This is a genomic window from Kutzneria sp. CA-103260 (assembly GCF_018263855.1).
In the GTDB taxonomy this organism is placed as follows: Bacteria; Actinomycetota; Actinomycetes; order Mycobacteriales; family Pseudonocardiaceae; genus Kutzneria.
The window spans coordinates 3,746,037-3,760,264 of the sequence record NZ_CP073318.1; the positions used below are offsets into that span (position 1 = coordinate 3,746,037).

The following is a 14,228-nucleotide window of genomic DNA, read 5'->3' on the forward strand; positions in this document are numbered from 1 at the left end:
CACCGCATGTCCCCGCATTTCCACGACCTCGGCGACGCCCTCGAATGGCGGGCCCACGGCGAGACCCTGCGCGTGGAGGCGTGGGGCCCGGACGCCGTCCGGGTCCGGGTCAGCGCCGCCGGGCCGGTGCTCGACGACCTGCCCGGGGCCCTGCTCGACACGCCACCCGACGGCGGCAAGGCGCGCATCACCGTCGCCGAGCACTCCGCGACCCTCGCGAACGGGACTCTGACCGTACGGATCGACGCCGGCACCGAGGGCCGGCTCACCCCCGATCTCCCCGCGGCGGCCGGCCGGCTGACCTTCCTGCGCGGTGACGACGGCAGTGAGCTGCTGGCCGAGCAGCCCGCGCACTTCTGGTGGCCCGGGCCGCGGCTGGCCACCGCCACCGGCAACGGCTACCACCGGCTCGAACAGCGGTTCCGCGCCTACCCGGGCGAGCGGCTCTACGGCCTGGGCCAGCACACGCATGGCCTGCTCGACCAGAAGGGCGCGGTCGTCGATCTGGTGCAGCGCAACGGAGAAGTGACCATTCCGCTGCTGGTGTCCGACCGCGGTTACGGCCTGCTGTGGAACTCCCCCGCCATCGGCCGGGTGGAGCTGGCCGAGACCGGCACCCGCTGGGTGGCCGACAGCGCCCGGCAGATCGACTACTGGATCACCGCCGGGCAGCCGGCCGAGGTGTTGCGCCGCTACGCGGACGCCACCGGCCACAGCCCCGAACTTCCCGAGTGGGCCGCCGGTTTCTGGCAGTGCAAGCTGCGCTACCGCACCCAGCACGAGCTGCTGGAGGTCGCGCGCGAGTACAAGCGGCGCGGGCTGCCGCTGTCGGTGATCGTGTGCGACTTCTTCCACTGGACGCATCTCGGCGAGTGGCGCTTCGACCCGGCCGAGTGGCCCGACCCGGCGGCCATGGTCCGCGAGCTGGACGAGCTCGGCGTCAAGCTGATGGTCTCGGTGTGGCCGTCGGTCAGCCCGGGAAGCGAGAACTTCCATCCGATGCTGGACCGGGGCCTGTTCATCGGGACCGAGTACGGACCGGTGGCGCACGCCGACTGGCCGGACAAGGGCCTCGGCGCGTACTCCGCGCAGGTTGCCTTCTACGACTCGACCAATCCCGAGGCGCGCGACTACGTCTGGGAGCAGATCCGGCGCGGCTACCACGAGTTGGGCATCAAGGTCTTCTGGCTGGACGCGTCCGAGCCGGAGCTCAAGCCAGGACACCAGAACGGCCTGCGCTACCACGCCGGCCCAGGCTTGGAGGTCGGCAACCTCTACCCCCGCGAGAACGCGCGGACAGTGCACGACGGCCTGCGGGCCGCCGGCGAGACCGAGATCGTCTCGCTCAACCGGTCGTCCTGGGCCGGCGCACAGCGCTACGGGGCGGCGCTCTGGTCCGGCGACATCGGCACGGACTTCGCTTCGCTGCGGATCCAGATCAAGGCCGGCCTGAACGTGATGATGTCCGGGATCCCTTGGTGGACCACGGACATCGGCGGCTTTCACGGCGGCGACCCGGACGATCCGACCTACCGTGAGGTGCTGGTGCGGTGGTTCCAGTACGGGACCTTCTGCCCGCTGTTCCGCCTGCACGGCTTCCGCGGGCCGGCGCAGGTGCTGGAGCCGGCGATGACCGGCCGGCCCAACGAGGTCTGGTCCTACGGCGAGGAGGCGTACGACATCCTCGCCGCCCACCTGCGCCTGCGCGAGCGGCTGCGCCCGTACGTGCTGGCGCAGATGCGGACCACCGCCGAGACCGGCCTGCCGCCGATGCGGCCGCTGTTCCTGGAGTTCCCCGACGACCCGGCGTCCTGGCTGGTCGAGGACACGTTCCTGTTCGGCCCCGACCTGCTGGTCGCGCCGGTCACGGAGGCCGGCGTCCGGGAGCGGACTGTGCACCTGCCGGCCGGCGCACACTGGACCGATGCCTGGACGGGCGAGGAGCACGTCGGCGGCCAGGCGGTCACCGTGGCCGCGCCGCTCGACCGCATCCCGCTCTTCCTCCGCGACGGTGCCGAGCTCCCGGTCCAGGAGCGGCCATGACCCTGGCCGATCGGCTCGGTGGACTGGCTTTCGGCGGGGACTACAACCCCGAGCAGTGGGACGAGGCGGTGTGGCGGGAGGACGACGAGCTGATGCGCCGGGCCGGCGTCAACCTGGCGACGGTCGGCGTCTTCTCCTGGGCCCTGCTGGAGCCGGCGGAAGGCGAGTACGACTTCGCCTGGCTCGACGACCAGCTGGATCGCCTGCACGCCAACGGTGTCGCCGTCGACCTGGCCACGCCGACCGCGTCACCGCCACCCTGGTTTACCCTCGCCCACCCGGACGCGCTGCCGGTGACGGCCGACGGCACGAGGCTCGTCCACGGCAGCCGCGACACCTACTGCCTCGTGGCCCCGGCCTACCGCGACGCCGCCCGCCGCATCGCCACCGCGCTGGCCGAGCGCTACGGGAACCATCCGGCGGTGGCGCTGTGGCATGTGCACAACGAGTACCTGACGCTGTGCTGGTGCGACCAGGTCGCCGCGGCGTTCCGGAACTGGCTGCGTCGGCGCTACGACGGGCTCGACGCGCTGAACGAGGCCTGGGGAACGGCCTTCTGGAGCCAGCACTACACGGCCTGGGACCAGGTGCTGCCGCCACGCGCCACCCAGTGGCACAAGAATCCGGGGCAGGCACTGGATTTTCGCCGGTTCTGGTCCGACGAGGCGTTGGCCGCGTACCGGGAGCAGCGCGACGCGATCCGCGGGCACAGCGACCGCCTGGTGACGACCAACCTCATGGTTCCGGCCTACCAGAACCTGGACCTGTGGGCCTTCGGCCGGGAAGTCGACGTCGTCGCCATCGACCACTATCCGAGCGGGCCCGGCATCGACGCGGCGGCCGACACCGCCTTCGGCGGCGACCGCGCCCGGTCGTTCGGCGGCGGCCGGCCGTGGCTGCTCATGGAACAGGGCACGAACACCGTGTACACGGCCGATCGAATCCTGGCCAAGGAGCCCGGGGAGATTCTGCGCCACAGCCTCGGCCACCTCGCCCACGGCGCGGACGGGACCCTGTTCTTCCAGTGGCGGCAGTCCCGCGCCGGCGCCGAGCAGTGGCACTCGGCGATGGTGCCGCACGCCGGCCCGGACAGCCGCATCCACCGCGAGGTGGTGGCCCTCGGTTCGGCGCTCGGACGGCTCGGCGAGCTGGCGGGATCCACCGTGCGGGCACACGCCGCCGTACTGCACGACTCGGATGCCTGGTGGTCCATGGACGGCGACGGTCTGCCCTCGGCCGACCTCGACTACCGCTCCGCACTCGCCCGAGCCCACCGGGCGCTGTGGAACGCCGGCGTCACAACGGATTTCGCCCACCCCGAACACGACCTCAGCCGCTACCGCCTGGTGTTGGCGCCGGCCCTGTTCCTGCTCTCCGACGCCGGCGCGGCGAACCTGCGCCGCTTCGTCGCCGGCGGCGGCACGCTACTCGTCCAGTACGCCAACGGCGTGGTCGACGACCGTCTGCACGCCCGGCTCGGTGGCTATCCGGCCGCACCGCTGCGCGAGGCGCTGGGCATCCGGGTCGAGGAACACCGGCCGCTCGCGCGGGACGAGCGCCTTGTCCTGTCCGACGGCACGCATGGCGACTGCTGGAGCGAATCCGTGCGGCTCCACGGGGCGGAGGCCGTCGCCGCGTACACCACCGGCATGCTCGCCGGGAGTCCGGCGCTCACCCGGCACGGCCGGGGGTGGTACCTGTCGACCCGTCTCGACGACGCGGGCTACGCCGCCCTGATCGCTCGCCTGCTGGCGGCGGCATCCGTCGAACCGGACCTGCCGGGCCTGCCGCCCGGCGTCGAAGCCGTCACCCGGCACGCCGAAGACGGCCGCCGCTGGCACATCGTCCTCAACCACACCGCCGAGCCGGCCCGGCTGCCGGCATCCGCCCACGACCTGCTCACCGCCGGCGCCATCCACGAGGTGCGTCCCGGCGGCTGCGCGGTGCTCAGGAGCCCATAGTGTTCGTCAATCCCGTACTGCCCGGCTTCCACCCGGATCCCAGCGTCTGCCGGGTCGGCGAGGACTACTTCCTCGCCTGCTCCAGTTTCGAGTACGTGCCCGGCGTGCCGGTCTTCCACAGCCAGGATCTGGTGCACTGGCGGCAGATCGGCAACGCCCTCGACCGGCCGCTGCCGCCCGGCACGCCGTCGTCCGGCGGCGTCTACGCCCCCGCCCTGCGCCATCACGACGGCCGGTTCTGGCTCATCGTCACGAATGTCAGCGATGGCGGCAATCTGCTGGTGACCGCGCTCGACCCGGCCGGGCCGTGGTCCGATCCGATCTGGCTGCCCGATGTCCACGGCATCGATCCCGACCTGGCTTGGGACGACGAGGGCAACTGCTGGTGCACGCTCGCCGGCGTGCACCAGGTCCAAATCGACCCGCACACCGGAAAAACCCTCGGTGCGGCGCGACGGATCTGGTCCGGCTCCGACGGGGCGAAGGCGCCGGAAGCACCGCACCTGTACCGGATCGGCGACCACTGGTACCTGATGATCGCCGAGGGCGGCACCGAACGCGGACACGCCGTCTCCATCGCTCGCGGCAGCGCGCCGACCGGGCCGTTCGAGCCGTGCCCGACCAATCCCATCCTGAGCCACCGCGGCACCGACAGCCCGATCCAGAACACCGGGCACGCCGACCTTGTCCAGGCGCCGGACGGTTCCTGGTGGATGCTTCTGCTGGGCGTGCGACCGGGCGGCGGCACGCCAGGCTGGCACGTGCTCGGGCGGGAGACGTATCTCGCCCCGGTGTCGTGGGTGGACGGCTGGCCGGTCGTCGGCGAGCTCCTGCCGGCCATGTCCGATCCGCCCTGGCCATTGCGGCCGACGCCGGAACCCTCTAGCCGCGACGACTTCGACCAGGACCGCCTGCGACCATGCTGGGTGTCGCCACGCAACCGCGCCGGCCGCCTCGACGAACGCCCCGGCTGGCTGACCCTGCACGCGGCCGGCGGCTCGATGGACGAGGCCGACGTCGCGTTCGTCGGCCGACGTCAGCAGCACCTGACCTGTCAGGTGCGGACGCTGGTCGATCCCCTGGACGGTCGCGGCGGTCTGGCGGTCCGACTGGATGAGCAGCACCACTACGAGATCGAGGCGACGGCCGGCGAGGTCATCGTGATCGCCCGCATCGGCCCACTGCGCAGCGTGATCGCGCGTCTGACGGTGCCGGTGAGTCCGCTGGTGCTCGGCGTGAACATCGCGCCGCGAGCAGTCCAGGACCCGCGCACCGGCCCCGACACCATCGGCCTGGGCATCGAGCATCCGGACGGCGTCTTCGAGGCGCTGGCCGAGTTGGACGGCCGGTACCTCTCGACCGAGGTGGCCGGCGGCTTCACCGGTCGGGTCATCGGCATGTACGCCGCGGCCGGCGCCGTCCACTTCGACTGGTTCGACTACCACCACTGAGAAAGAGGACACGACATGCGCCGATTACGGTGGCCGGCAAGCGTTCTGCTGACGCTCGTCGCCGCGACCAGCCTCTCCGTCGGCCCGGCCGCGGCCGCGACGAGGTCGGTGCCCGCCGATCCGATGGCGGCGGTGGCCGCGATGCAGCCCAGCTGGAACCTCGGCAACACCCTGGACGCCATTCCCGACGAGACGTCCTGGGGCAATCCCCTTGTCACCAAGCAGTTGTTCGACACCGTCCGGGCCAACGGCTTTCACAGCGTCCGGATTCCCGTGACCTGGAGCGGCCACCAGTCCGCCACCGCCCCGTACGCCATCGACGCCAAGTTCCTCACCCGGGTCCGGCAGGTCGTCGGCTGGGCGCTGTCCGACGGCCTGTACGTCGAGCTCAACGTGCACCACGACTCGTGGCAGTGGATCGCCACCATGGCCGCCGACCATGACGGCGTGCTGGCCCGCTACAACGCGACCTGGACCCAGATCGCCGCCGCGTTCCGGGACGAGCCGCGGTCCCTGCTGTTCGAGAGCGTCAACGAGCCGCAGTTCACCAACGCCACCGACGCGCAGAAGACGCAATTCCTCAACGAGCTCAACACGTCCTTCCACACCATCGTGCGCGGCAGCGGCGGCGGCAACGCCACCCGCCTGCTCGTGCTGCCGACGCTGGGCTGCACGCCGGACCAGATCCTGATGGACAACCTGGCCACCGAGATGGCCTCGCTGCACGACCACAACCTCGTCGCCACCGTGCACTACTACGGCTACTGGCCGTTCAGCGTGAACATCGCCGGCTACACCCGGTTCGAGACCACCTCCCAGCAGGACATGGCCGCCGCCTTCACGCGAATGCGCAACACCTTCGTGTCCAAGGGAATCCCGGTCTATCTCGGCGAGTACGGGTTGCTCAGCTACCCCGACTACACCCACCCCGACGCGGTCGAACGCGGCGAGGCGGTGAAGTACTTCGAGCAACTCGGCTACGAGGCGCGGACCAGCGGGGTCACCGCCGCGCTCTGGGATGCCGGTTCCTTCCTGAACCGCGACACCTTCCAATGGCGCGATCCGGGTCTGGTCGCTGAGATCAGGTCCAGCTGGACCACCCGTTCCGGCACCGCCGCCGCCGACACGATCTACGTGCCGAAGGCGAATCCCATTGCGGCGCAGACACTTGCCCTGAGCCCGAACGGCACCACCTTCACCGGACTCTGGCAGGGCAACACCGCGCTGGTCGCCGGTCGGGACTACACCCTCGCCGGCAACCAGCTCACCCTGACCGCCGCCGCCCTGACCCGACTCGTCGGCAACCGTGCCTACGGAGTCGACGCGACGCTCCAAGCCCGGTTCTCCCACGGAACGCCTTGGTCCGTCGACATCAGCACCTATGATCCGCCGGTGCTGTCGAATGCCAGTGGCACCACGAGTTCCTTCGCCGTGCCGACGCAGTTCCGTGGCGACCGGCTGGCGACCATGGAGGCCAAGTACGTCGACGGCAGCAATGCCGGCCCGGCTAACTGGACCTCCTACCAGCAGTTCACGACCGCCTTCTCCCCCGGCTACCCGGCCGGCGCGATCGCTCTCACGGCCGATTTCTTCAACGCCACCAACGACAACGCTCCGGTGACGCTCACGTTCCACTTCTGGAGCGGTGCCACTGCGACCTACCACGTGACCAAGTCCGGCAGCTCGGTGGTCGGCGTCGTTTCCTGAACACGAGGTCGGTCCCCGCGTGCACGAGTGCACGCGGGGACCGACCCGTTTCATGACGAGGAGACCGAGAAGCTGTTGGACGTGAAGTTCAGGGCGCTGCCGGTCGAGGTGATCTCGAATCCGAACTGGACGTCGCCGAGCGTCACGTCGCCGAACCAGCCCTTCGACTTGATCCAATTCAGCACGGCCTTGATGTCCACCGACCCGGCGTTGGTGTTGCCGTGGCGCAGGAAGGAGAACACCGCGTTGGAGCCGTTGGAGCCGCGGTAGACGTCCCAGGTGTGGCCGCCGACCGACACCGTGGTCTGGAGGCTGCCGATCGGCCCGACCGCGCCGGTCTTGTTCATCCACAGCATGATCTCGTCGGCGTTGTTGTCCGCCCAGATGTCGTACGCCGTCTCATAGGCGCCCTGGCCGGGCACCGAGACGTTGAAGGAACTGGTGACACTGCCCAGGCTGCTCAGCTTGCGGCCGACGGTCCGCCCCGAGTGCGGATAGGACTTCACACCGCCGGTGTTGGGCTGGTTGGAGTTCACGCCCCAGTTGCTGTACGAGTTCGCCCAGATCGTCTGCGGGCCGGCGCCACCGCCCCAGACGTCGTTGTTGAGCGTGTATCCGCCGTTGGACCAGGACCCGAACTTGTCGGACGAGGACCAGACCGCCGCCTGGGCCGACGTCGCGGTCAGGACGATCGAGACGGCCGCAGCCACCGCGGGCACGGCGAATCGGAGGATTTTTCGCATGGCAGGGTTCCCTTCTGGGCAACGTCGCACAGACGGTGTAAACCGACGACGTCATCGAATTTCTTCGACAGCAAGGCTTTCTGTTGTCGTCGACGTATCGCACTGTCGCAGGCCAATTGCGCCACGGTCAAGACGCGAATTCCTTCGACCAAACCGGACCGAGCCCACCCGAATCCGCATCACCTGGGACTTCGACGGAATTCGATGACGTCCGGTCGCGCGACGGATCCGGCCCGCGAGGGGCGGGCGATTTGCGGCGTGAACCCGTGCGACACGCGCCGCTCGCGGCCGCACGGCAACGCAACTCCGCCGAGCACGACGTACGCCGGCTGATGCCGAGAACGAGCAGCGGTGCGGGGCGACCGTCCGCCACTCTTGTGTCAAGGAGCCGCCTACCAGGACTGACAGGCTCGAACCAGCGACGGCTCCGCACCGCTGGCCGTGCTCACCGCTGCTGGGGACCGTCGACAGCAGTCCAGTCGTCGTTCGGATGCACGACACCGAACGTCATCGACGGGCAGTCGAACGCGCCACCGGACGGCGGGGCGGCGAGGGAGGAGTTGCCCGGCGCGGCGGGCACCCAGGCGCCGTTCTGGGACACCTTGACGCCGGAGGCCTCGATCGTCTTGCCGCCAAGGTCGTGGCAGTAACTGCCGGACGCGGTGTAGATCTCGAAGAAATCCCAACTGGAGCCGGGAATGTCCTTGTTCCCGCTGCTGGTGTAGAACACGTCCCACGCGTGCGTCCGGTAGTTCATCAGGTACACGGTCCAGGTGTTGGCCGTGGTGGACGTGCGGTGCTCGTCCATGCTGTAGACGCGGTGTCCGTTGACGGTCGTCGTGTAGGTCGCGGTGAAGGTCGCGTCCATGTCGACGAGCTTGCCGATGGTGTCCCGGCCGCCGCACCAGTCCCAGGCCCACAGCTTGGGACCGTCCGGCGTGTAGGCCGTGGTGAGCTCGATGCACGCGTTGCCGGGCGGCAGGGCGGTCGGCGCGTAGACGTAGTCGCCCCCGCTGGCGGTGATGTCGAGCACGGTGTGCGTCGCCCGCAGGCCGCTGCTTGCGTTGTCGTTGAAGAAGATTCCCCAGGCGTCGTGCAGCTCGTCGTGCGCACGGGCGACCCGGGCCGGGGTGAGAGCGCGGAAGTGGTCGGCCGCCGCACCCGCGGCGGCCAGCGCGGCGGGGCCGGTCAGACCGGGCACCACTCCCCCGGCCGGCGCGCCGGCCGCCGTCGACACAACCAAGACCGCAGCGGCGATTGCCTCCGATAACACCATGATCAGCTCACCACGATTCGGTCGACGTCGGGTGCCCAGCCGGTCGGGTTGGTGATCAGGATGGAGTTGGCGCCGGACGTCAGAGTGAGGGTGACGGCCACCGAGCCGACGGTGTCCCAGCCGCCGGTGTTGGGCGTGCTCACGGTGGTCGCCGCGCCGCCGTTGGCGCTGATGGCGAGTGACCGGTCCTCGCCGGCGGCGTAGTAGACGGTGATCTTGTGCGAGCCAGCGGTGCCGGTGACGTTGTTGAACCGCAGGTAGTTCGCGGTGCCGTTGCCGACGTAGCCAACCAGCGCACCGCCGGAGGCGCCGGAAGAGCTACGCACAGCGGCCTGGCCGCCGAGGGTGTTGCCGCTGGCCTCCGCTTCGTACGAGTTGCCTTGCGGCGGTGCACCCGCGATCTTCCAGTACACCGTGTACCGGGTGTGGTGGGTCTGGTGGAACGGCAGCAGCGACACCGATCCGGTGCTCGCGGTGGCGGTGAAGTGCAAGGGATTCGCCGAGTCCTGCGCCAGCGTGTCGGTACGGAGCGTGGGTAGCACGCCGCCGAGGTCGGTGGTGCCGTACTGACCGGCCAGCACGATCGGCCCGTACTTCACGGCCCCGACGCCGGAGTTGTCGTTGGCCCGTGGGAAGGCCAGCGTCATAGGCAGCGAGACGTCGACGACGTCGCCGTTGGCCCAGGTGCGGTCGATGGTCGCGTACGTCCCCGGCGTGACGGCGACGTTCTGCATCGCGCCGTTGACCTTGATGGTCGCGCCGGAGGTCCAGCCCGGAATGCGGATCTTCAGCGCGATGTGGCCGGCGCCGCCGATGGTCAGCCTGGTGCTCGGCGAGCTCGGGAAGGTGGTGTCCTGCCTGACCGTGATGGATCGTCCCGGCCAGGTCAGCACGGAGGCGGTGAACAGGTTCACGTACAGCGTCTCGCCGGCGTAGAAATAGATGCTGTCGGCGAACTTGGTCTGCGACTCCATGCCGGTGCCGTGGTCGCAGGTGAAGTCGTCGTAGTCGTTGGAGTAGGTCTTGATGCCGCCGGCGCGCAGCGGCGTGTAGTAGGTGACGAACCCGTGCGCGGCGGAAGGGTCCTGCTCGCCGAGGATCTGGTTGACCAGCGCCAGCTCGTAGTAGTCCATCAGCTCGGCGCGGGTGGGGTCGGTGAAGAACAGCTGCCGGGTCAGCTTGAGCATGTTGTACGTGTTGCAGACCTCGCACGTGGTGTCCGACAGCTGGCTCGCGATGGCGTCCGGGGTCTGGAAGTACTCGCCGTTGGAGTTGCCGCCGATCACGTAGCTGTGGTGCGCGGTGACGATCCGCCAGAAGTTGTTCGCGATGTCCCGATACCGGGTGGTGCCGCTGGCGTGGTATTCCTGGATCGCCCCGATGATCTTCGGGATCTGCGTGTTGGCGTGGTTTCCGGCGAGCTGGTCCTGGTCGGCCGCCAGCGGGTCCAGAATTCGGGCGTGGTCGAACCGCTGCGCGGTGGTCAGGTGGTCCCGGTTGCCGGTGACCAGATACAGGTTGGTCAGCACCTCGGGCATGCCGCCGAACTCGGTGTTCAGCGCCGCCTGCATCTGCGACTGGCTGAGCCGGTCGGTGCGCCACTTGACCCAGGCGGCCTTGTTGGTCAGCACGGTCAGCGCCTGGCTGTTGCCGGCCAGGTTGTACTGGTCCAGCAGGCCGGCCATGATCTTGTGCAGGGTGTAGTACGGCGCCCACACCTGCTGGCCGCTCTCCAGCCGGTCGAAGAAGTTCTCCGGATAGGCGGACAGGTAGCCGCTGTGGAAACCGGCGTTCGGCGACGCGCTCTGGCAGGCCGCCAGGGAACTCACCAGGTAGTCGCCCTTGGTCTTGTAGGTCGTGTCGCCGGTGTTCGCGTACGCCTGCGCCAGGCCGGACATCAGGTGCCCGGTGGAGTGGCCGCGCAGCTCCGTGTCCGGACTCTCCCAGCCGCCGCAGGGCTGGGCCGAGCTCGGCAGCCCGACGTTGAGCCGGAACATGTGCAGCAGCCGGTCGGGGTCGACGAACCGGAAGTAGGCCAGCGTCCGATTCATGTTGTCCAGGAACGGACTCGCCTGTAACCGCACCGCGCTCAGCGGGAACGGATACGCCGACACGCCGACGGGCGTGGGTGCGGCGGCAGCTGCCTCGGCATTCGGTGCCAGTGCGACGCCGGCGGAGATCGCGCCGACGGCCTTGAACATGGTGCGTCGGTCGAAGGAGTACATCGTGGGACCTTTCCCCAGAGGCGCCGGTGCGCTCACGCGCACCGGCGCTGCGTGGCTCAGCTGGCCAGGGTGATCGTCACCGTGTTGGCGCTGGCGGTGACGGTGTGGGTGCCGGCGTTGTAGCTGCCGCCGCTGACGGCGGTCACGCCGACACTGAGGAACACCGGCAGCTGGATGTAGACCGGGCCGCCGGGCAAGGTGCCGGAAAGGGAAACCGTGACGGTGCGGCCGGAACCGGAGCCGCTGACCGCCAGCGAGACGCCGTACGTCGAGCGACTGCCCGAGGAGACGTCGTAGCTGGTGGTCAGGTTGCCGACGGAGAGGTTCTGCCCGGCGGTGAGCCAGGCGCTCGGCACGCCGCGTCCGATGTAGAGCGGTCGGGTGTAGGTGTACGGCCCGGAGCCGGTCGACGACAGGCCCTCGGCCACCAGAGATTCGAGCAGCCCCTGCTGCTGGCCGGCGATCGGCCAGGCGTACGGGCAGGCGCCGAACTCCGGCCCGGCGTGGTTGCCGATCCACGGGTTGTTCGAGTCCGGGCCGTCCCCGTTGGCCTCCCACCACGCGTTCGGGCCGCCGGTGGTGGTCTTGATCTGCCAGGCGTAGCTGGTGATCGGCAGGTCACGGTAGTTGTTGGAGAACAAGCCGTCCGACGAGTACGAGGTGTTGTACGCCGTCGAATACCCGTTGAAGGCGCCGAAGGTCGGATACGGGTAGCCGCCGCCGGACAGGCGGTTGAAGCCCCACTGGTACATCCGGTCGATCTGCCCGGGGTCGCCCATGATGCCGTTCAGCGTGCCGCCGGCCAGCATCGTCGACCACTGGTTCTGCCCGACCCAGGCCGGTGACGCCCAGTTCGCGTCGTTGGTGGTGTTGCAGCGGTTGGCGCTGTTGGGCTTGTCCACCTCGCACGGCAGGTAGTTGAAGCCGTTCGCGGACTGGTTGCGGCCGACCACGGTGTTGAGGGCGTTGAGCAGCTTCGTGTACGCGCCGTCGGCCCACTGGGCCTCAGAGGTCTGACCGATCTTGGTCGCGATGTACTTGTAGGAAGCCAGCATCTGCAGCGCGGAGAAGTTGCTGAACAGCCAGCGGCCGGTGGAGTCGTTGTCGAAGTTGGTCTGCAGCGTGCCGTCGGAGGCCAGCTGCGCCGGGTACTTCACCCGCGCGATGGTGTAGAGGCTCGGGCCCCACTGGCCGGAACCGCCGCTGTCGTCATGGAAGAACTGGCTGACGAAGGACGTGTCGTTCGTCTTGGCCAGATAGGTCGCCCAGGCGCCCATCGTCTTCCACACGCCGTCCCAGTACCAGTTGGCCCCGACCTCGTCCCAGTTGTCCTGCTCGGAGATCCGCGCGGTCAGCAGCAGGTTGCGGCCGTCGTGGAAGTCACCGGTCTCGAACTTGGCGGTCAGCTCGCCGGGCACGTCGTGGTTGAGGATCCAGTTGTAGTTGTTGGCCGCGGAGAACTGCGCCTCGCCGATCTGCATCATCAGGTTGTAGATGGTGCCGGCCTTGTACGCGTTGGTCATCGCGGTGCCGGGGTTGGCCAGGTTGCCGGTGTTGGGCAGCGTCGTGTTGGGCAGGCTGAACGTGTTGAGCTCGGCCAGCCGCGAGTTCCAGTACGACGCCATGTGGTTGTAGGCGGTGTCGTAGTTCGGGGCGCCGCCGGACAGCACGGAGCCGGTGGGCAACGCGGCTCCGTTGCCGAAGTTGTCCACCGCCACCACGAAGTCGTGGTTGCTGGTCTGGCCGGGTTGCACGGTGTCCAGCGAGGAACTGGTCAGCCGCACCAGGTTCGGCCCCGAGCCGCCGGGCGGAACGGTCACCGCGGCGGATCCGCTGTTGGTGACGGAAACCCGGGTGTAGACCAGCATGAAGCTGTTGCCGTTGACGGTTTCCTTGTCGGCGAAGTTCTTGATGGCGATGCCCACGCTGCCCGAGGTGCGGCTGGTCTTCATCGCCGGCAGATAGCCGTTGTCCTCGGCCCACTGCACGCTCTGCCGGCCGGGCGCGCCGCCGTAGTTGTACGCGCTGAACGAGTACATGCCGCCGCACAGGCCGTTGTACGTGGTGTTCACGCCGCGGGCGAAGAACGAGCCGGACAGGTAGGTGAACACCGGCCAGTAGTTGCCGTCCCAGCCCAGCGCGGTGGTGTTCTGGAAGCCCTGCCCGTTCGGGTCGTTCGGGGTCTGGAAGTTCGTGCCGTACGCCCGGGGCAGGCTGGAGTTGTGGCACGCGTTCGGGTTCAGGTTGGGGATGCCCTGGTAGCCGCTGGGCGGCGGGGTGGTGCCGCCGCCCGAGCCGAAGCCCGGGAGCTGCCAGGCTCGGCTGGCCGCGCCGGAGCACGGCAGCTGGACCAGGGCGGTGTTGTTCGCCGAGCTGTCGCCGGACGGCGCGACACACTTGCCCGAGCTGACCGACACGACGGTGAACGTGTTGCTGGCACCGGAAACCGGCGTCAGGTGGAACTGCTGGTTGGTGCCGGAGTGACAGCCGTACTGGATCACCGCGGCGTTGTCGCTGCTGGACGCGCCGGAGATGTCGAGGCAGTCCCCGGCGGTCACGGTGCCGATCGTGTACACGTCACCGGAGACGGGGGTGAACGTGAAGGACTGGTTCGTCCCGGAGTTGCAGGACCACTGGACGAGCTGCAGACCGCTGGTGCCTGCGCCGTTGGGCACGTCGGCGCAGTTCCCGTTGGCCTGGTTGACCATCGTGCTGGTGAAACCGGAGGCGGCGTGCGCCGCGGTCGCCGGGACCATCATGGCGAGCGCGACGACCGCCAGGAGAACCGATCGTCGTGGAACGACAGGACGCTTCATCGGGCC

At 69.2% G+C, this 14,228-nt stretch carries 8 protein-coding genes; 4 read left to right on the forward strand and 4 right to left on the reverse strand.

The genetic code is table 11. The features are described from left to right. Positions 1-6 precede the first annotated feature (6 nt). From JJ691_RS16040 to JJ691_RS16055, 4 genes are read left to right on the forward strand one after another with little or no spacing between them, the layout of a single operon-like run. Positions 7-2,043 carry a glycoside hydrolase family 31 protein gene (locus tag JJ691_RS16040; protein ID WP_211769557.1) on the forward strand — a complete coding sequence of 679 codons (2,037 nt, stop codon included), beginning with the start codon at positions 7-9 and terminating at the stop codon, positions 2,041-2,043. Continuing rightward, entirely contained in the window at positions 2,040-4,004 is a 1,965-nt protein-coding gene (locus JJ691_RS16045) for a beta-galactosidase (RefSeq protein ID WP_211769558.1), read from the forward strand. The genes JJ691_RS16040 and JJ691_RS16045 overlap by 4 nt, the downstream gene beginning before the upstream one ends. Continuing rightward, a complete protein-coding gene (locus JJ691_RS16050) occupies positions 4,004-5,455 on the forward strand; it encodes a glycoside hydrolase family 43 protein (RefSeq protein ID WP_211769559.1) in 1,452 nt (483 codons plus the stop codon). Before JJ691_RS16045 ends, JJ691_RS16050 begins: the two co-directional genes overlap by 1 nt. A 15-nt stretch (positions 5,456-5,470) precedes the next feature. Further along, on the forward strand, positions 5,471-7,162 hold the full coding sequence (locus JJ691_RS16055; RefSeq protein ID WP_211769560.1) for a cellulase family glycosylhydrolase: 1,692 nt from the start codon (positions 5,471-5,473) through the stop codon (positions 7,160-7,162). Between the two features lie 50 nt (positions 7,163-7,212). On the opposite strand, the gene JJ691_RS16060 is transcribed toward JJ691_RS16055, so the two are convergent. From JJ691_RS16060 to JJ691_RS16075, 4 genes are all read right to left on the reverse strand, one after another. Further along, positions 7,213-7,905, reverse strand: coding sequence for a glycoside hydrolase family 12 protein (locus tag JJ691_RS16060; protein ID WP_211769561.1), 693 nt, complete (start codon positions 7,903-7,905; stop codon positions 7,213-7,215). 445 nt (positions 7,906-8,350) lie between these two features. Next, a complete protein-coding gene (locus tag JJ691_RS16065) occupies positions 8,351-9,181 on the reverse strand; it encodes a hypothetical protein (protein ID WP_211769562.1) in 831 nt (276 codons plus the stop codon). 2 nt (positions 9,182-9,183) lie between these two features. Next, positions 9,184-11,406: a beta-L-arabinofuranosidase domain-containing protein gene (locus JJ691_RS16070; protein WP_211769563.1), complete on the reverse strand. Its 2,223-nt coding sequence runs from the start codon at positions 11,404-11,406 to the stop codon at positions 9,184-9,186. 56 nt (positions 11,407-11,462) lie between these two features. Then, positions 11,463-14,222 (reverse strand): RICIN domain-containing protein, encoded by a 2,760-nt coding sequence (locus tag JJ691_RS16075; protein WP_249227968.1) that lies wholly within the window; start codon positions 14,220-14,222, stop codon positions 11,463-11,465. Positions 14,223-14,228 lie beyond the last annotated feature (6 nt).